The sequence below is a fragment of the Streptomyces sp. NPDC031274 genome (genome assembly GCF_055570235.1).
Genome location: NZ_JBVIHP010000022.1, coordinates 18,733 through 37,516, shown reverse-complemented (window position 1 = coordinate 37,516; position 18,784 = coordinate 18,733). Strand labels below are relative to the sequence as shown.

Annotated in this window: 15 protein-coding genes; 5 read left to right on the top strand and 10 right to left on the bottom strand. The window is 68.7% G+C overall.

Annotated elements, in window-relative coordinates:
* Nucleotides 1-16: 16 nt before the first annotated feature.
* The 3 genes from ACZ5CR_RS30535 to ACZ5CR_RS30525 all read right to left on the bottom strand — a co-directional run bounded on the left by ACZ5CR_RS30535 (nt 17) and on the right by ACZ5CR_RS30525 (nt 2,721).
* A complete protein-coding gene (locus tag ACZ5CR_RS30535; protein ID WP_468863292.1) occupies nt 17-1,105 on the bottom strand; it encodes an amidohydrolase family protein in 1,089 nt (362 codons plus the stop codon).
* A 117-nt stretch (nt 1,106-1,222) separates the two neighbouring features.
* On the bottom strand, nt 1,223-1,570 hold the full coding sequence (locus tag ACZ5CR_RS30530; protein WP_468863289.1) for a hypothetical protein: 348 nt from the start codon (nt 1,568-1,570) through the stop codon (nt 1,223-1,225).
* A 197-nt stretch (nt 1,571-1,767) separates the two neighbouring features.
* Complete coding sequence (locus tag ACZ5CR_RS30525) at nt 1,768-2,721, bottom strand: heme o synthase (RefSeq protein WP_468863287.1); 954 nt, start codon at nt 2,719-2,721, stop codon at nt 1,768-1,770.
* 388 nt (nt 2,722-3,109) lie between these two features.
* On the opposite strand from ACZ5CR_RS30525, the gene tkt reads away from it, so the two are divergent.
* From tkt to pgl, 5 genes are read left to right on the top strand one after another with little or no spacing between them, the layout of a single operon-like run.
* Nucleotides 3,110-5,203 (top strand): transketolase, encoded by a 2,094-nt coding sequence (gene tkt / locus ACZ5CR_RS30520; protein ID WP_468863285.1) that lies wholly within the window; start codon nt 3,110-3,112, stop codon nt 5,201-5,203.
* 35 nt (nt 5,204-5,238) lie between these two features.
* Nucleotides 5,239-6,357 (top strand): transaldolase, encoded by a 1,119-nt coding sequence (tal, locus tag ACZ5CR_RS30515; protein WP_468863283.1) that lies wholly within the window; start codon nt 5,239-5,241, stop codon nt 6,355-6,357.
* A gap of 5 nt (nt 6,358-6,362) precedes the next feature.
* The gene (gene zwf, locus ACZ5CR_RS30510; RefSeq protein ID WP_389910236.1) at nt 6,363-7,886 is read left to right on the top strand and encodes a glucose-6-phosphate dehydrogenase; all 1,524 of its coding nucleotides are present in this window, start codon (nt 6,363-6,365) and stop codon (nt 7,884-7,886) included.
* Nucleotides 7,883-8,908 carry a glucose-6-phosphate dehydrogenase assembly protein OpcA gene (gene opcA, locus ACZ5CR_RS30505; RefSeq protein ID WP_468863281.1) on the top strand — a complete coding sequence of 342 codons (1,026 nt, stop codon included), beginning with the start codon at nt 7,883-7,885 and terminating at the stop codon, nt 8,906-8,908. The genes zwf and opcA overlap by 4 nt, the downstream gene beginning before the upstream one ends.
* On the top strand, nt 8,905-9,684 hold the full coding sequence (pgl, locus tag ACZ5CR_RS30500; RefSeq protein ID WP_468863279.1) for a 6-phosphogluconolactonase: 780 nt from the start codon (nt 8,905-8,907) through the stop codon (nt 9,682-9,684). The genes opcA and pgl overlap by 4 nt, the downstream gene beginning before the upstream one ends.
* Nucleotides 9,685-9,785: 101 nt before the next feature.
* On the opposite strand, the gene pgi is transcribed toward pgl, so the two are convergent.
* From pgi to ACZ5CR_RS30465, 7 genes are all read right to left on the bottom strand, one after another.
* A complete protein-coding gene (gene pgi, locus ACZ5CR_RS30495; RefSeq protein WP_468863277.1) occupies nt 9,786-11,438 on the bottom strand; it encodes a glucose-6-phosphate isomerase in 1,653 nt (550 codons plus the stop codon).
* A 179-nt stretch (nt 11,439-11,617) separates the two neighbouring features.
* The gene (locus tag ACZ5CR_RS30490; protein WP_078077905.1) at nt 11,618-11,953 is read right to left on the bottom strand and encodes an RNA polymerase-binding protein RbpA; all 336 of its coding nucleotides are present in this window, start codon (nt 11,951-11,953) and stop codon (nt 11,618-11,620) included.
* A 193-nt stretch (nt 11,954-12,146) separates the two neighbouring features.
* Nucleotides 12,147-12,377, bottom strand: coding sequence for a preprotein translocase subunit SecG (gene secG, locus ACZ5CR_RS30485; protein WP_383283369.1), 231 nt, complete (start codon nt 12,375-12,377; stop codon nt 12,147-12,149).
* Nucleotides 12,378-12,501: 124 nt separating this feature from the next.
* Entirely contained in the window at nt 12,502-13,278 is a 777-nt protein-coding gene (gene tpiA, locus ACZ5CR_RS30480) for a triose-phosphate isomerase (protein WP_468863275.1), read from the bottom strand.
* Nucleotides 13,279-13,284: 6 nt separating this feature from the next.
* A complete protein-coding gene (locus tag ACZ5CR_RS30475) occupies nt 13,285-14,496 on the bottom strand; it encodes a phosphoglycerate kinase (RefSeq protein ID WP_468863273.1) in 1,212 nt (403 codons plus the stop codon).
* 108 nt (nt 14,497-14,604) lie between these two features.
* Nucleotides 14,605-15,615 (bottom strand): type I glyceraldehyde-3-phosphate dehydrogenase, encoded by a 1,011-nt coding sequence (gene gap / locus ACZ5CR_RS30470; protein ID WP_468863270.1) that lies wholly within the window; start codon nt 15,613-15,615, stop codon nt 14,605-14,607.
* Nucleotides 15,616-15,804: 189 nt separating this feature from the next.
* On the bottom strand, nt 15,805-18,777 hold the full coding sequence (locus ACZ5CR_RS30465; RefSeq protein ID WP_468863268.1) for a M14 family metallopeptidase: 2,973 nt from the start codon (nt 18,775-18,777) through the stop codon (nt 15,805-15,807).
* Between the last annotated feature and the right edge of the window lie 7 nt (nt 18,778-18,784).

The window sequence follows — 18,784 nt, the reverse complement described above, 5'->3', positions numbered from 1 at the left end:
CTTCCCCCTCCGCGCGTCAGCCCTCCGCGAGTCCGTACACGCGGCGGGCATTGCCTGCCGCGATGAGGCCCGCCACGCGCTGCGCGTCCGGCAGCGACCACGCGCCCTCGGTGACCCACCCGCCGAACACGCGCCCGAGCGCCTCCCCGAAGAGCCTGGCGCCCACCACGTGCAGCTCGGGAAGACCGTGCGCGCCGCTGGAGAACAGCAGCTTGCCGAAGGGCGCGAGCTCCAGGATCTCCGCGAGTACGGCGGCCGCGCGGGCGCCGGTGCGCACCAGGGCGGGCCCCAGGTCGGCGTACACGTGCGGGAAGACGCCCGCGAGGTCCGCGGCATTGCGGTGGTACGGATAGCCGTGCAGCAGGACCAGATCGGTGCCGAGCCCCGCGGTCGCCCGCGCGAAGCCGCCGAAGTACCCCTGCGGGTCCCCGGCCCCCGCGTGCAGTTGCAACGGCCGCCCGGACGCGACGGCGATCCACAGCAGATGCCTGAGCAGTACGGGGTCCTGGAGCGCACCGCCCACCTGCCGCCGGGCGAGCCAGCGGCCCGCCGCGCCCCGCACCTCGCCGGGCCCCGGCGGTTCGGGGGCCAGGGCGAGACTGCGCCGGACGCCCGCGACGGAGGTGAAGGCGACGGCGTGCGCGGCGGCCGCGTGCACGGACTCGGCGAGGTTGGCGAGGAACGAGTCGACCGTGCCGGAGGTGTCGGCCACCTGTTCGGCGAGCAGCTCGAGGCGGACGATCTCGTGGGCGTCGGCGCAGCCGGTGGACGCCATCTCGCCGGGCCCGGTCAGATCGCCGGGCAGCCCCGTGTCGACGAGGTAGGTCGTGATGCCGCTCCCCCGCAGCAGCCTGCGCCCCACTTCCAGCACGCCGAGTTCGCGGCGGCGGGCGAGGTAGCGGGCGGGCGGGCAGTGCGGTTCGAGGCCGAGCAGCGGGGGGCACCAGCGGCGTACGGCGAAGCCCGTCTGGGTGTCGAAGAAGGTGGTGCCGGGCGCGGGAGGCCCCTCGCCCCGGCCGAGGTGGGCCTCGAAGGTGCCGAGGCCCAGCTCCGTACGGAGCACACCGTGGCAGTACTGGTCCACCAGGGACGGCGTTTCGATCATCCGGGCTCCCGTTAGGCGGACCGTGCTCCTACGGTCTAACGGGTGACCCGGGCATCAGGTGTGGCCTTCGGACGCGCTCGGAAACAGTGCCGAAAAGAGTGCCGGGAACAGCGGCCCTCAGCCGTTGCTCGGACCGCCGAGCTGAATGCCCGCCATGCGCGACCACTCGTAGGGTCCTGTCTTCACCTTGGCCGCGAAGTCACCGTCGAAGTCCTCGTGGACCGTGATCCCGGCCTTCTCGACAGCGCTCTGCGCGATCGCGTAGGTGGGCGCCACCAGGTCGCCCCAGCCGCCGTCCTCACCGACCAGGACGATGCGGGTGCCCTCGTACCCGATGTACGCGACCTGCCCCTCGGCACCGCCGTGCGCCTTCGCGAAGGCGCCGATCTCCTTGGCGAGCTTGGCGGCCTTCCGCTCGGCGCGAGCGGCCTGCTTGCTGTCCTCAACCTGCTGCGTCTCTGCCATGAGCAGGATGCTACCGATGGGTAGATCGTCTGGCGACGGCCGGGTGCCGTGGCGTCGACCACGCAGCTGCCGCGCATGGGCGCGGCGGCACAGCGACGCTCTCGAAGCAGACAGCCCCCTGCCGCCCGCAAGGGCGGCAGGGGGCTGTGCTGTGAACTCCGTCGACCTGGCCTTGAGGCCCAGCAGGCCCAGCAGGCCTAGCGGAGGAAGGGATCCACCGCGACCGCCACGAACAGCAGCGAGACGTAAGTGATCGACCAGTGGAAGAGCCGCATCTCCTTGAGCTTGCCGCCCGTGACCTCCGCCTTGGCGCGGTTCTGCAGACCGTGCGCCTCCCACAGCCACCAGCCGCCGGTCACGAACGCCACGATTGTGTAGAACCAGCCGGTGTAGCCGAGCGGCTGGAGCAGCAGCGAGACGGCGACCATCACCCAGCTGTAGAGGACGATCTGACGCGCGACCACCTTGTTCGACGCGACGACCGGCAGCATCGGCACGCCCACGCGGGCGTAGTCCTCCTTGACCTTCATGGACAGCGGCCAGTAGTGCGGCGGCGTCCAGAAGAACATGACGAGGAAGAGGATGACCGGGGCCCAGGACAGGGAGTTGGTCACCGAGGACCAGCCGATGAGCACCGGCATGCAGCCCGCGATGCCGCCCCAGACGATGTTCTGCGAGGTGCGGCGCTTGAGGATCATCGTGTAGACGACCACGTAGAAGAGCAGGGCACCGAGGGCGAGCCACGCGGACAGCCAGTTGACGACGAGCCCGAAGAGCAGCGTGGAGGCGATCGCGAGCGCGATGCCGAAGGCGAGGCACTCGCGGGGGCTGACCATTCCCGTGACCAGGGGCCTCTGGGACGTACGGTCCATGAGGGCGTCGATGTCACGGTCGATGTACATGTTGAGCGCGTTCGCGCCGCCCGCCGACAGGTAGCCGCCGAGGCAGGTCACGAAGACCAGCCACAGGTCGGGCACCCCCTGCTCGGCGAGGAACATCACCGGAACGGTGGTGATGAGGAGGAGTTCGATGATTCGCGGCTTGGTCAGCGCCACGAACGCCATGACACGGGCCCCGAGCGGCCGGTGGCTTGGGCCAGAGCTCGCCCCAATCGCTCCCGCTGGACGGGATTCAACGGCCGTCACGCACACCCCTGACAGAGACTTCCCAGCAAGCCGCGTCGGACGTTCAGAAATGAAGATCCGGTAAAGGCTCGCGCGTACCACGCCACTGTAGACGTTGCCCATACCTCGCCCTTCGCGGGGGTGGGGTCGTGTTGGGCGGCGTGTTGAGCCGCCCGAAAGTCGGCCCGACACCCATTCAGATGAGCGGTGCGGCACTCGTTCTAAAGGTCCAGATGAGCGGCTCGGGGATCACATGGTGAACACCATGGATCCCTTTCGGGAGGCGGATCCCGGCGCACCCCGGCAGTCTGGAATCACTCGAAAAAATGCACGTCTTTACAGCGGTAGGCTCGACATCGGCCGGTGAGATCTACATCGCCGGCATTCGACATGTGGAGAGGAGCCCTGACTCAGGGTGAGCACCAAGCCGACCACCACAGACCTCGAGTGGACCGAACTGGACCAGCGGGCTGTTGATACTGCCCGCGTCCTGGCCATGGACGCCGTACAGAAGGTCGGCAACGGCCATCCTGGTACGGCCATGAGCCTCGCGCCTGCCGCGTACACCCTCTTCCAGAAGGTGATGCGGCACGACCCCGCGGACGCCGAGTGGACCGGGCGCGACCGGTTCGTTCTCTCCGCGGGCCACTCGTCCCTGACCCTCTACATCCAGCTCTACCTGGCCGGCTTCGGCCTGGAGCTCGATGATCTGAAGGCGTTCCGCACCTGGGGTTCCAAGACCCCGGGACACCCGGAGTACGGGCACACCACGGGCGTCGAGACGACGACGGGCCCGCTGGGCCAGGGCGTCGCGAACGCCGTGGGCATGGCGATGGCCGCCCGCTACGAGCGTGGCCTCTTCGACCCCGAGACCCCCGCGGGCGAGTCGCCGTTCGACCACCACATCTTCGCGATCGCGGGTGACGGCTGTCTCCAGGAGGGCATCTCCAGCGAGGCGTCGTCCCTGGCCGGGCACCAGAAGCTCGGCAACCTCGTACTGCTGTGGGACGACAACCACATCTCCATCGAGGGCGACACCGAGACCGCGGTCTCCGAAGACACCATGAAGCGGTACGAGGCCTACGGCTGGCACGTCCAGCGCGTGGAGCCCAAGGAGGACGGCGACCTCGACCCGGCCGCCCTCTACCGCGCGATCCAGGCCGCGAAGGCGGAGACCGAGCGTCCCTCCTTCATCGCCATGCGCTCGATCATCGCCTGGCCCGCACCGAACGCGCAGAACACCGAGGCCGCGCACGGCTCGGCGCTCGGCGACGAAGAGGTCGCGGCCACCAAGCGCGTCCTCGGCTTCGACCCGGAGCAGACCTTCGAGGTCTCGGACGAGGTCCTCGCGCACACCCGTGCGGCCCTGGACCGCGGCAGCGAGGCCAAGACCGAGTGGGCCAAGGGCTTCGCCTCCTGGCGCACCGCCGAGGCCGAGCGCGCCGCCGACTTCGACCGCATCGCCGCGGGTGAGCTCCCGCAGGGCTGGGAGGAGAAGCTCCCGGTCTTCGAGACGGGCAAGGGCGTCGCGACGCGTGCCGCGTCCGGCAAGGTCCTCCAGGCCCTCGGCGCCGTGGTCCCCGAGCTGTGGGGCGGCTCCGCCGACCTCGCGGGCTCGAACAACACCACGATCGACAAGACGTCGTCGTTCCTCCCCGCGGGCAACCCGCTGCCGGAGGCCGACCCGTACGGCCGAACGGTCCACTTCGGCATCCGCGAGCACGCCATGGCCGCGGAGATGAACGGCATCGCGCTGCACGGCAACACCCGCATCTTCGGCGGCACCTTCCTGGTGTTCTCCGACTACATGCGCAACGCCGTCCGCCTCTCCGCGCTGATGCACCTCCCGGTGACGTACGTGTGGACGCACGACTCCATCGGTCTCGGCGAGGACGGCCCGACGCACCAGCCGGTCGAGCACCTGGCCTCGCTGCGCGCCATTCCGGGCCTGAACGTGGTCCGCCCCGCGGACGCGAACGAGACCGCGATCGTGTGGCGCGAGATCCTGGCGCGCTACACCAAGGAGTTCGGCAAGGGCGCCCCGCACGGTCTGGCGCTGACCCGTCAGGGCGTGCCGACGTACGACCGCGAGGTCACCGAGGGCGCGGTCAAGGGCGGTTACGTCCTGTTCGAGGCCGACGGCGGCAAGCCCGAGGTCGTCCTCATCGGCACCGGCTCCGAGGTGCAGCTCGCCGTCGAGGCGCGCGAGCAGCTCCAGGCCGCGGGTGTTCCCACCCGTGTCGTCTCGATGCCGTGCGTCGAGTGGTTCGAGGCGCAGGACCAGGGGTACCGCGACAGCGTCCTTCCGCCGTCCGTGAAGGCGCGCGTGGCGGTCGAGGCGGGCATCGGCCTGACCTGGCACCGCTTCGTGGGCGACGCAGGTCGCATCGTCTCCCTTGAGCACTTCGGTGCATCGGCGGACGGCAAGGTGCTCTTCCGTGAGTTCGGCTTCACCGCCGATCACGTGGCATCCGCCGCCCGGGAATCGATCGACGCCGCTCAGCGCTGACGCCGACATACGACCTAGTAGGAGATGTAATCCTCATGACAGACGCACTCAAGCGCCTTTCCGACGAAGGCGTCGCGATCTGGCTGGACGACCTGTCGCGCAAGCGGATCACGTCCGGCAACCTCGCCGAGCTGATCGACCAGAGCCACGTCGTGGGCGTCACGACGAACCCGTCGATCTTCCAGAAGGCCATCTCGCAGGGCGACGGTTACGACCAGCAGCTCACCGACCTCGCCGCCCGCGGGGTCACCGTCGAAGAGGCCATCCGCATGATCACGACGGCGGACGTCCGTGACGCCGCCGACATCCTGCGCCCGGTCTTCGACGCGACGGGCGGCCAGGACGGCCGCGTGTCGATCGAGGTCGACCCGCGCCAGGCGCACAACACCAAGGCGACGGTCGCCGAGGCCAAGCAGCTCGCCTGGCTGGTGGACCGCCCGAACGCACTCATCAAGATCCCGGCGACGAAGGCGGGCCTGCCCGCGATCACCGAGGTCATCGCCAAGGGCATCAGCGTGAACGTGACGCTGATCTTCTCCCTCGAGCGCTACCGCGAGGTCATGGACGCGTACCTGGCGGGCCTGGAGAAGGCGAAGGCCGCGGGCCTGGACCTCTCCAAGATCCACTCGGTGGCGTCCTTCTTCGTGTCCCGCGTGGACACCGAGATCGACAAGCGCCTCGACGGCATCGGCACGGACGAGGCCAAGGCCGCCAAGGGCAAGGCCGCCCTCGCCAACGCCCGTCTGGCCTACGAGGCGTACGAAGAGGTCTTCTCCTCCGACCGCTGGGCCGCGCTCGACAAGGCGCAGGCCAACAAGCAGCGTCCGCTGTGGGCCTCCACCGGCGTCAAGGACCCGGCGTACAAGGACACCCTGTACGTCGACGACCTGGTCGCGCCGAACACGGTGAACACGATGCCGGAGGCGACCCTCGAGGCCACCGCCGACCACGGCCAGATCACCGGCAACACCATCGCCGGCACGTACGACGCCGCGCGCGGCGAGATCGAGGCCGTCGAGAAGCTCGGCATCTCGTACGACGAGGTCGTACAGCTGCTGGAGGACGAAGGCGTCGAGAAGTTCGAGGCCTCCTGGAACGACCTGCTCAAGTCGACCGAGGCGGAGCTCAAGCGCCTCGCTCCCTCGAAGGGCTGAACACTTTGTCAAGCAGCAATCCGCTGCGTGACGCCGCAGACCGACGGCTCCCGCGTATCGCGGGGCCGTCGGGCCTGGTCATCTTTGGCGTCACGGGCGATTTGTCCCGTAAAAAGTTGATGCCCGCTGTCTACGACCTCGCCAACCGAGGCCTGTTGCCACCGGGCTTCTCGCTCATCGGCTTCGCCCGCCGCGACTGGGAGGACGAGGACTTCGCCCAGGTCGTCCACGACGCGGTCAAGCAGCACTCGCGTACGCCGTTCCGTGAAGAGGTCTGGCAGCAGCTCATCCAGGGGATGCGCTTCGTCCAGGGCAACTTCGACGACGACGCCGCGTTCGAGCAGCTCAAGGCCACCATCCAGGACCTCGACAAGGCACAGGGCACGGGCGGCAACTTCGCCTTCTACCTCTCCGTGCCGCCGAAGTTCTTCCCGCAGGTCGTCCAGCAGCTCAAGAAGCACGAGCTCGCGGACGCCCCCGCGGGATCCTGGCGCCGTGCGGTCATCGAGAAGCCCTTCGGGCACGACCTGGCGTCCGCCAAGGACCTCAACTCGATCGTGCACGAGGTGTTCGCCCCGGACCAGGTGTTCCGGATCGACCACTACCTCGGCAAGGAGACCGTCCAGAACATCCTGGCGCTCCGCTTCGCCAACCAGATGTTCGAGCCGATCTGGAACCGCTCCTACGTGGACCACGTCCAGATCACGATGGCCGAGGACATCGGCATCGGCGGCCGCGCCGGCTACTACGACGGCATCGGCGCCGCCCGTGACGTCATCCAGAACCACCTGCTCCAGCTGATGGCGCTGACCGCGATGGAGGAGCCCGCCTCCTTCGACGCGAACGCGCTCGTGGCGGAGAAGGCGAAGGTCCTCGGCGCCGTGCGGCTGCCCAAGGACCTCGGCAAGAGCACGGTCCGCGGGCAGTACGCCGCGGGGTGGCAGGGCGGCGAGAAGGCCGTCGGCTACCTCCAGGAAGAGGGCATCGACCCCAAGTCGAAGACCGACACCTACGCGGCCATCAAGCTCGGCGTGGACAACCGCCGCTGGGCGGGCGTCCCGTTCTACCTGCGCACCGGCAAGCGCCTCGGCCGACGCGTCACGGAGATCGCGGTCGTCTTCCAGCGCGCTCCCCACTCCCCCTTCGACCACACGGCGACGGAGGAACTGGGCCAGAACGCGATCGTCATCCGCGTCCAGCCCGACGAGGGCATCACGGTCCGGTTCGGCTCCAAGGTGCCCGGCACCTCGATGGAGATCCGCGACGTGTCGATGGACTTCGCGTACGGCGAGTCCTTCACCGAGTCCAGCCCGGAGGCGTACGAGCGCCTGATCCTGGACGTCCTGCTCGGCGACGCCAACCTCTTCCCGCGCACGGAGGAGGTCGAGCTCTCCTGGAACATCCTCGACCCGATCGAGGAGTACTGGGACAAGCACGGCAAGCCCGCGCAGTACCCGTCCGGGACCTGGGGCCCGTCCGAGGCGGACGAAATGCTCGCACGAGACGGACGGAGCTGGCGTCGCCCATGAAGATCGACCTTACGGACACCACGTCCAGCAAGATCAACAAGGCCCTCGTCAAGGGGCGCAGGGCGATCGGCACCCCGGCCGTCGGCATGGTGCTCACCCTCGTCATCGTCACCGACGAGGAGAACGCCTACGACGCCCTGAAGTCGGCCAACGAAGCGTCCCGCGAGCACCCCTCGCGCACCCTGGTCGTCATCAAGCGCGCCGCGCGCTCGCCCCGCGACCGCACGACGTCGCGCCTCGACGCCGAGGTACGGGTCGGCGCGGACGCGGGCACCGGCGAGACGGTGGTCCTGCGTCTCTACGGCGAGGTCATCAACCACGCCCAGTCGGTCGTCCTGCCGCTGCTGCTCCCCGACGCCCCCGTGGTCGTGTGGTGGCCGGTCAACGCGCCGCTCAACCCGGCCAAGGACCCGCTCGGCGCGCTCGCCCAGCGCCGCGTCACGGACACGTACGCCGCGGAGCAGCCGATCCACGAGCTGACCGCGCGCGCCGAGGCCTACCACCCCGGCGACACGGACCTGTCCTGGACCCGGATCACCCCGTGGCGCTCGATGCTCGCGGCGGCTCTCGACCAGGTCACCTGCAAGGTCACCTCGGTCGAGGTGGAGGGCGAGGAGTTCAACCCGAGCTGCGAGCTGCTCGCCATGTGGCTCGCCGACCGGCTCTCCGTCCCCGTGAAGCGCTCGCTCTCCGCGGGTCCCGGTCTCACCGGCGTACGCATGGACACCGACTGCGGTCCCATCGTGCTCGGCCGGGCCGACGGCTCGCTCGCCACGCTCTCCATCCAGGGGCAGCCCGACCGCGCGGTGGCGCTCAAGCGCCGCGAGACGGCCGAGCTGATCGCCGAGGAGCTGCGCCGTCTCGACCCGGACGACACCTATGCGTCCGCGCTGAAGTACGGCGTGGACCGCCTGGGCGAGTCCGCCGAGGAAACCACGGTTCCCGACGTGGAGGAGCCCGCTCAGGCGGCGAAGAAGGCTCCCGCGAAGAAGACCGCGGCCAAGAAGGCGGCGGCGAAGTGAGCGCGGCCCCGCAGCTGGTGGTCCACCGCGACAAGGAGCTGATGGCGCAGGCCGCGGCGGCCCGCCTCATCACGAAGATCGTCGACGCGCAGGCCGCCCGCGGCTACGCGTCGGTGGTCCTCACCGGCGGCCGCAACGGCAACGGCCTTCTGGCGGCGCTGAGTTCGTCCCCGGCCAAGGACGCGATCGACTGGTCGCGCCTGGACCTGTGGTGGGGCGACGAGCGCTTCCTGCCGGACGGCGACCCGGAGCGCAACTACACCCAGGCCAAGGAGGCACTGCTCGACTCGGTGCCGCTCAACCCGGCCCGGGTGCATCCGATGCCCGCGTCGGACGGCGCCTACGAGGTGGACGCGGCGGCCGGGATGTACGCCGCCGAGCTCACCGCGGCTGCGGGGCCCGAGGACCACGGCCCGGTGCCGACGTTCGACGTGCTGATGCTCGGCGTCGGCCCGGACACCCATGTCGCCTCGCTCTTCCCGGAGTTGCCCGCGGTCCGCGAGACGGAGCGGACGGTGGTCGGCGTGCACGGCGCGCCCAAGCCGCCGCCCGTACGCATCACGCTCACGCTCCCGGCGATCCGGTCGGCGCGTGAGGTGTGGCTGCTCGCCGCGGGCGAGGACAAGGCGAACGCCGCGGCGATCGCCCTGTCGGGCGCGGGCGAGGTACAGGCGCCCGCCGCGGGTGCGTACGGCAGGTCGCGGACGCTGTGGCTGCTCGACGCCGCCGCGGCCTCGCAGCTGCCGCGCGATCTGTATCCGCCGGCTTCTCCCTGAGCCGCTTCAGTCTGAACGGCCCTGAACGGCTCGCACAGCACTAAGGCCCGGTCCGCCTCTCGGCGGGCCGGGCCTTAGTGCTTTCAACTGCTCTCAGCGACTCAACGCCCGCGCAGGGTGCGGTACTTGGCGACAAGCGCCGTCGTCGAACCGTCGAGGTCCGGCACGTCCGCGCCCTCGGTCAGGGCGGGCTCGATGCGCTTGGCGAGGACCTTGCCGAGCTCGACGCCCCACTGGTCGAAGGAGTCGATGTTCCACACGGCGCCCTGCACGAACACCTTGTGCTCGTAGAGTGCGATGAGTTGACCGAGAACCGACGGCGTCAGCTCCTTGGCGAGGATCGTCGTCGTCGGGTGGTTGCCCTTGAACGTCTTGTGCGGGACGAGTTCGTCCGGCACACCCTCGGCCCGCACCTCGTCGGGCGTCTTGCCGAAGGCCAACGCCTGCGTCTGCGCGAAGAAGTTGGCCATCAGAAGGTCGTGCTGGCCGACAAGACCGGGCAGCAGATCGGCGACGGGCTCGGCGAAGCCGATGAAGTCGGCGGGGATCAACTTCGTGCCCTGGTGGATGAGTTGGTAGTACGCGTGCTGCCCGTTGGTGCCCGGCGTGCCCCAGACCACAGGACCCGTCTGCCAGTCGACCGGCTCGCCGTCACGGTCGACGGACTTGCCGTTGGACTCCATGTCCAGCTGCTGGAGGTAGGCGGTGAACTTGGAGAGGTAGTGCGAGTACGGCAGGACGGCGTGCGACTGGGCGTCGTGGAAGTTGCCGTACCAGATGCCCAACAGGCCGAGGAGCAGCGGCACGTTCGACTCGGCGGGCTCGTTACGGAAGTGCTCGTCGACGAGGTGGAAACCGTCGAGCATCTCGCGGAAGGCGTCCGGGCCGACGGCGATCATCAGCGAGAGACCGATCGCGGAGTCGAACGAGTAGCGGCCGCCGACCCAGTCCCAGAACTCGAACATGTTGGCCGTGTCGATGCCGAAGTCGGAGACCTTCCCGCCGTTCGTCGACAGGGCCACGAAGTGCTTGGCGACCGCGCTCTGGTCGGCGCGCAGGCCGGTCAGGAGCCAGTCGCGGGCGGAGGTCGCGTTCGTGATCGTCTCGATCGTGGTGAACGTCTTCGAGGCGATGATGAACAGCGTCTCGGCCGGGTCCAGGTCCCGCACGGCCTCGTGCAGGTCGGCGCCGTCGACGTTCGACACGAAACGCACGGTGAGATCGCGGTCGGTGAAGGACCGCAGCGCCTCGTACGCCATGGCGGGGCCGAGATCCGAGCCGCCGATGCCGACGTTCACGATGTTCTTGATGCGCTTGCCGGTGTGCCCGGTCCACTCGCCGGAGCGGACCTTGTCCGCGAAGGCGGCCATCTTGTCGAGCACGGCGTGCACGGCGGGCACCACGTTCTCGCCGTCGACCTCGACCTCCGCGTCGCGCGGGGCGCGCAGCGCGGTGTGCAGGACGGCGCGGTCCTCGGTGGTGTTGATCTTCTCGCCGCGGAACATGGCGTCCCGCAGGCCGAAGACGTCGGTGGCCGCGGCAAGCTCGCGCAGGAGCGTCAGCGTCTCGTCGGTGACGAGGTGCTTGGAGTAGTCGACGTGCAGGTCACCGACCTGGAGCGTGTACTGCGTGCCGCGCGCCGGATCCTTGGCGAACAACTCACGCAGCTGCACCTCCCCCAGCTGCTCCCGGTGCTTGCTGAGCGCCGCCCATTCGGGCGTCTGGTTGAGCCTGGCGCGGCTTTCTGCGTTCATCTCGGACTTCAGCCTTCTCTCGTACCTGTGTACGTACCTTGCCCCGCTGCACGTTCCAACCTAATTGATCAGGGCCCGATATGAGATCTCTGAAGCTGTCTGTCCGGACACGCGCCGGTAAACGCCACGCGAAAAGCACAGCGGCCGGACATCGCCCGATGTCCGGCCCTTCATACGCTCTAGATCTCGCCCCGCAATTTGGCCAGCGCCTCCGCGAGAATCGCCTCGCCGTCCGCGTCGCTGCGCCGTTCCCTCACATACGCCAGGTGGGTCTTGTACGGCTCGGTGCGGGGCGGGTCCGGCGGATTGTCCCTGTCCTGACCGGCCGGGAAGCCGCAGCGGGGGCAGTCCCAAGTATCGGGAACCTGCGCGTCGCTGGCGAAGCTGGGCACCGTCTCGTGTCCGTTGGAGCACCAGAAGGAGATGCGCAGTCGCGGCGCTGACTCACCGCGCTCGGCCTCGCCCATCGGCCCCGCCCCGACCCGACTTCCACGGATCGCGTTGCCACTTGCCACGGTCGTAACTCCCTGCGTGATGGTGCTGCTGCGGGCGCCTCAGTCTACGTAAGGCCCAACGCGCGTCCAGTGTTCGGAGTTACACCCTCACCCCGACACGCAAGCCCCATGATAATCCGCGCCGTGCGGCGCGCACCGTACATGGGGCTTTAAGCGAAGCTTTCGCAAGGTGGCAATCAAGCCGCTTTCGCGGTCAGTTGTTCACCTTCATCAACAGGCCGAGCACGACGATGCACGCGAACCAGCAGAGACCGACCACGACAGTGATGCGGTCGAGGTTGCGCTCGGCGACGGACGAACCGCCGACGGACGACTGCATGCCGCCACCGAACATGTCGGAGAGACCGCCGCCCTTGCCCTTGTGCATCAGCACCAGCAGCATCATCAGCAGGCTGAAGACGATGAGGGCGATCGAGAACCCCATAACCACAGCTGGACCAACTTCCTCGGATCTGAATCGATTCTCTGTCGACGACGGGGGCCGGTGCCTCTGGGTGAGAAGCTGCCCGGCCCCCGCAAGGGTACGACGTATCGGCGCTACCGCATACTCACTGGTCGCGGAACCGCACGATCTTGACGAACTCGTCCGTGTCGAGCGCGGCGCCGCCGACGAGGGCGCCGTCGACGTCGGGCTGGGCCATGATCGCGGCCACGTTGCCGGACTTCACGGAGCCGCCGTACTGGATGCGCACCTTGTCGGCGAGCTCCTGCGAGTACAGCTCGGCGAGGCGGCCGCGGATCGCGCCGCACACCTCCTGGGCGTCCTCGGGGGTCGCGACCTTGCCGGTGCCGATGGCCCACACCGGCTCATAGGCGATGACGATGGTCTCGGCCTGCTCGGCGGGCAGGTCCTTCAGGCCGCCGTCGAGCTGGGTGAGGGTGTACTGGATCTGCTGGCCGGCCTCACGGATGTCCAGGCCCTCGCCGATGCAGAGGATCGGGGTCAGGCCGTGCTTGTAGGCGGCCTTCACCTTGCCGTTGCAGATCTCGTCGGTCTCGTCGTGGTACTGACGGCGCTCGGAGTGACCCACGGCCACGTACGTGCACTTCAGCTTGGCGAGCATCGGGCCCGAGATCTCGCCGGTGTACGCACCGGTGTCGTGCGCCGAGATGTCCTGGGCGCCGTACTTGATCTTGAGCTTGTCGCCGTCGACCAGGGTCTGCACCGAACGCAGGTCGGTGAAGGGGGGCAGGACGGCGACCTCGACGGCGTCGTAGTCCTTGTCGGCAAGGGCGAAGGCGAGCTTCTGGACGTGTGCGATGGCCTCGAGGTGGTTGAGGTTCATCTTCCAGTTGCCCGCCATCAGCGGGGTACGCGTAGTCATCAGGTGTCAGTTCTCCAGTGCGGCGAGGCCGGGGAGCGTCTTGCCCTCGAGGTATTCGAGGGAGGCGCCGCCGCCGGTGGAAATGTGGCCGAATGCGTTCTCGTCGAAGCCGAGGATCCGTACGGCGGCGGCGGAGTCGCCACCGCCGACGACCGTGAAGGCCTCGGAGTCGAGAAGAGCCTGGGCGACCGCTTTGGTGCCCTCGGCGTAGTCGGGGTGCTCGAAGACGCCCATCGGGCCGTTCCAGAAGACGGTGGCCGCGTCGGCGATCTTCGAGGCGTAGAGCTTGCACGTCTCGGGTCCGATGTCGAGACCCATGTGGTCGGCCGCGATGGCGTCCGCGGCGGCCGTGGTGGGGTTGGCGGGGTCCTTGGCCTTCAGGTCCGGGAACTCCGAGGAGGTCAGCACGTCGACGGGGAGGACCAGCTCGACGCCGCTCTTCTTCGCGCGCTCGATGTACTCCTTGACCTGCGGGATCTGGTCCTCCTGGAGGAGGGAGGCGCCGACCTCGTAGCCCTGGGCCTTGAGGAAGGTGTAGGCCATGCCGCCGCCGATCAGGAGGCGGTCGGCCTTGCCGAGCAGCTGGTCGATGACGGCCAGCTTGTCGGAGACCTTGGCGCCGCCGAGCGCGACGACGTACGGGCGCTTGACGTCCTCGGTGAGCTTCTTCAGGACGCCGACCTCGGTGGCGATGAGGTAGCCCGCGTAGTGCGGAAGACGCGCCGGAAGGTCGTACACAGAGGCGTGCTTGCGGTGCACGGCACCGAAGCCGTCGCCCACGTAGACATCCGCGAGGGCCGCGAGCTGGTCGGCGAACTCGCCGCGCTCGGTGTCGTCCTTGGATGTCTCGCCCGCGTTGAAGCGGAGGTTCTCGATGACGGCGACCTGGCCGGGCTCGAGACCGTCCACCGCGTCGTGCGCGGCGGGACCGACGGTGTCCTGGGCGAACGCCACGGGCTTGCCGAGGAGTTCACCGAGGCGCTCGGCGGCGGGAAGCAGCGAGAACACCGGGTCCGGGGCGCCCTTGGGGCGGCCGAGGTGTGAGGCGACGATCACCTTGGCGCCCGCGCCCGCGAGCTTGGTGACGGTCGGCAGGACGGCGCGGATGCGGCCGTCGTCGGTGATGGTGCCGTCGGCGAGCGGCACATTGAGGTCGGCGCGGACGAAGACCCGCTTGCCCTCGACCCCTTCGGCGAGAAGTTCGTCGATCGTCTTCATGGCTGGACTCCAGGACTCCTTTAGAGGGCTGACGTGCAACAAGGCCCGGACCACGCAGTATTGCGCGGTCCGGACCCTGTGCTCACATCGAGGTGCCTGCTCTGCTGATCAGAGCTGACCGCCGACGAAGACCGTGAGGTCGACGAGGCGGTTGGAGTAGCCCCACTCGTTGTCGTACCAGCCGAGGATCTTCACCGTCTTGCCCTCCTGGACCATGGTCAGGGAGGAGTCGAAGGTGCAGGAGGCCGGGTCGCCGACGATGTCCGAGGACACGATCGGGTCCTCGGTGTAGGTGAGGAAACCCTTGAGGGCGCCGTCGTCGGAGGCCTTCTTGAACGCGGCGTTGACCTCGTCCTTGGTGACCTCGCGCTGCAGGTCGACGACGAGGTCGGTGGCGGAGCCGGTCGGGACCGGGACGCGCATCGCGATGCCGTCGAGCTTGCCCTTGAGCTGCGGAAGGACCAGGGCGGTGGCCTTGGCGGCACCGGTCGTGGTCGGAATGATGTTCTCGGCGGCGGCGCGGGCGCGACGCAGGTCCGAGTGCGGGAAGTCCAGGATGCGCTGGTCGTTGGTGTACGCGTGCACCGTCGTCATCAGGCCCTTGACGATGCCGAAGTTCTCGTCGAGAACCTTCGCCATCGGCGCCACACAGTTGGTGGTACAGGACGCGTTCGAGATGACGTGGTGGTTGGCCGCGTCGTACTTGTCCTGGTTGACGCCCATCACGATGGTGATGTCTTCATCCTTGGCCGGAGCCGAGATGAGGACCTTCTTGGCGCCACCGGCGATGTGCTTCTCGGCATCGGCCTTCTTGGTGAAGATGCCGGTCGACTCGATCACGATGTCGACGCCGAGCGTGCCCCACGGAATGTCGGCGGGGTTGCGCTCGGACAGCACCTTGATGGTGTGGCCGTCGACCGTGATGGTGTCCTCGGTGTGCGACACCTCGGCCTTGAGACGGCCCAGGATGGTGTCGTACTTCAGAAGGTGAGCCGTAGTCGCGGTGTCACCCAGGTCGTTGACAGCCACGATCTCGATGTCCGCACCCTGCTCAAGCAGCGCTCGGAAGTAATTGCGCCCGATGCGGCCGAAGCCGTTGATGCCTACGCGGATCGTCACGAACCGATCTCCTCGTTGGTACGCCGGTTTCAGACGCCGGCGAGATGTATGGGATGTCCCCGACCGCCTCCGACCCTACCTCTCTGATGGCCTTTGGGTGACATCGACAGGGGGTCCGAACAGCACGGCGGCCCGTACCCCCGAGTAGGAAGTACGAGCCACCGGGATTCCGGTCCCGACTACGCAGCGTCAGCGGCGCAGATGTGCAAGGGATGCGCCCATAAGAGCAGTGCGCTCGGCGCTGTTGGGTACATGCTCGAACCCGAAGCCGAGGAGCACACTGTCACGCGCTGTGACGGCCGCATAGGGCTTGTAGAGCTCGCCGGTGCGGGCCCAGTCACCCGTGATGTTGGGGCTTCCGGGGGGCGCCGGAGCGACCGCCCAGGTGCCCAGAGAGGCCTCGAATCCCTCGGTCTCCGTCGCGTTGCCCCCTACCACAACCTGCGCGTTGTCGGCAAAGAATCCGCGGCCCCCGCTGGAGGGGTCGGTGATGGCGCTGAGCGACACCTCGACCTTCTTGCCCGCGTAGGCGCTCAGGTCGAAGGCGACGGGCTTCCAGCCGCCGGAGGATCCGGTGAAGCTGTTCCAGGCGCCGCTGGTGCCGCTCGCCGTGCAGCCGGTCGCCGACTGCGTCAGGTAGTGGCGCAGGAACGGGTGGCCGTTGATGAAGAACCCGGCCCCGCACTCGGCGGGCACGGCCGACGACGAGTTGCCGTTCGTGTCCGGGAGCGTGGTCCAGTCGTCGGCGCCGGTGGTGTGCGCCTCCAGTACGCCGTGGTCGTAGCCGGTCTCGAGGTTCCAGTTGAGCGCGAACCGCAGCTCCGGCTTGTCCGCGGCCGTGACCCCGGTCAGGTCGATGGTGCGGGTCAGCCGCTTCCAGTCCTGGTCGGCGTGGGTCGCCGATGCCATGCCCTGGCCCTCGAAGGGTGCGTAGGGGTTGGTGAGGCCGGGGTAGCTGCCTGCCGCCGCGCTCTTGAACTGCGGGAACTCGTCGGCGGGCAGGGTGTCGGACGTGACGGTGAAACGGCCCGCCTTGTCCAGGGGGTTGGAGTCGGCGGCGCCCAGCGACGCCTTCACGCCGTCGAGCGCGCCGCTGCCGGCGAAGCTGGTGGCGCCGGGTGCGGAGAGGCGTTCGTACGCACCCAGGTAGTACTGCGCGAAGTCGTCGGAGAGCGCGCCCCCGAGGTCCACGTTTCCGCCGGTGCGCTCGCCGGACTCGATCAGCTTGCCGCCCTCGTTGAGGTAGGCGCGCAGGGCGAGCTGGGTGGCCGCCCCCGGCACCGGGTCACCGGTGTAGTGCACGACCGCGGAGAAGTGCGACAGGACGCCGAGCGGGTGCGGGGCGCCCTGCTTGGCGACGTCCCAGACCACGGCCGGACGTCCGTTGGCCTTGAGGGCGTCGACGTACTTCTGGGCCTGTGTCGCCGCGGCGCCCTCCTCGGCCACGACGAGGGTGCTGGCCTTGGCGCGCTCGGTGACGGTGTACGTGAAGTGCGGGCTCTGGGTACGGCCCTTCTTGTTGCGGCCGGTGAACCACACCTCGACCTTGTCGCCCACGCGCGCGTCCTCGACCTCGGCGCGGTACTGGTCGAAGTGGAGGTTGTCCTCACCGCCGTACGTCTCGCCGCCCTTCCAGGCCTTGAGGCTCTCGTCGTGTGTACGGCCGCCGTTGATCCGGTAGTTGAGCTCCTTGTCGCGCACCGACTTGCGGGCGGTGACGGCGACTTCCTGGTCAGCTCCGCGCGCGTAGGAGGCGGTGAAGGCGTCCGGCGTGAAGTCGGGGGCCTCGATGCCGGGTACGGAGACCGGCTGGTCGGGATGGAGCGCGGTCTCGGCGACGGCGAGCGCGAACGGGACGTTCTTCGCGAACTCCTGCTGGATCAGCTTCTCGTCGTCCGGGAAGGTGAAGATGGAGGCGCAGTCCTCGGGCTTCCAGGCGTCGTTCGGGTCGACGTCGGAGGCCGTCTGGCAGGTGGACATCTCCGGCGTGAACATCGACATGCCGTTGATGTTGCCCGCGTGGCCGTCCGCCTCGCCGTTGGTGGTGTAGAGCTCCGAGGAGACCTGCGGGTGGTAGCCGGGGACGGCGGGCTTCTCCGGGGTACCGTTCAGCGCCTTGTAGAGGACGTCGTCCGGGCTCGGCGTGGCGACCTGCCAGCCGATTCCGTAGAGGAGCAGTTCAGCCGCGGAGTGGTAGTTGATCCCGTACGTGAAGCCGACGCGCTTCTGGAAGCGGTCGAGTGCCTTGGTCTCCGGCTCGGACATCGGGCCGGTCCCCCGGTAGGTCTCGGACGAGGGTTCGGGGGACGAACCCTCGTTGTCGTAACCCCACTTGTAGGCGAAGTTGCGGTTGAGGTCGACGCCGTCGCCCGCCGCGATCTTGCCGTCGCCGTCGATGTCGCGGAGATTCTTGCGCCACTGGCGGTCGCCGTCGGCGGCGTGCGTGAAGTCGTAGCCGTCGGGGTTGGCGGAGAGCACGAACCACAGCTCGGTGGAGTCCACGAGCTTGGTGATGCGCTGGTCCTTGCCGTAGTTGTCGAGGTAGTGGTGCATCAGGCGGCGGGTCATCTCGGGGGTGATCCACTCGCGCGCGTGCTGGTTGGACATGTAGAGCGTGGACGGCTTGGAGCCGTCCTTGGACTTGTTCGCGCCCTTGGAGAGCTTCAGAGCGAGGATGTCCTGGCCCTTGAGCGTCTTGCCGATGGAGACGACCTTGGTGAGGCCGGGGTGGGCCTGACCGGTCTTGACGATCTCCTCCTTCAGGCCGCCCTTGCCGCTGTACGGCCTGAAGACGCCGTCCCCCGCGGCCTTCAGCTTCCGCTCCGTGCTCGCGGAGACCTTCTGCTCGGTGAGCTCGACGCCCTCACGCTCGACGCCCTTGGCCTGCGCCCTGGTCAGATAGACCTCGACGCGGGCGGTGCCGCGCTCGGGGGCCTGTCCCGCGAGTTCGTGGGCGTCCTGGCCCGCCTCGATGAGGATCGGGATCTGCTTCTTGGTGACCTGGGCCTCGTAGACCTTCACGGCCGCCGGATCGCCGGTGGCCGGGGCCTTCGCCCCGCTGTCGGCCTGGGCGTGCGGCACGGCGACGAGTCCGCCGACGAGTAACGCTCCCGCGGCGACGACCGATCTGAAACCGGCTCTGGATCTCACTCTTCGTCTCATGAGCCCC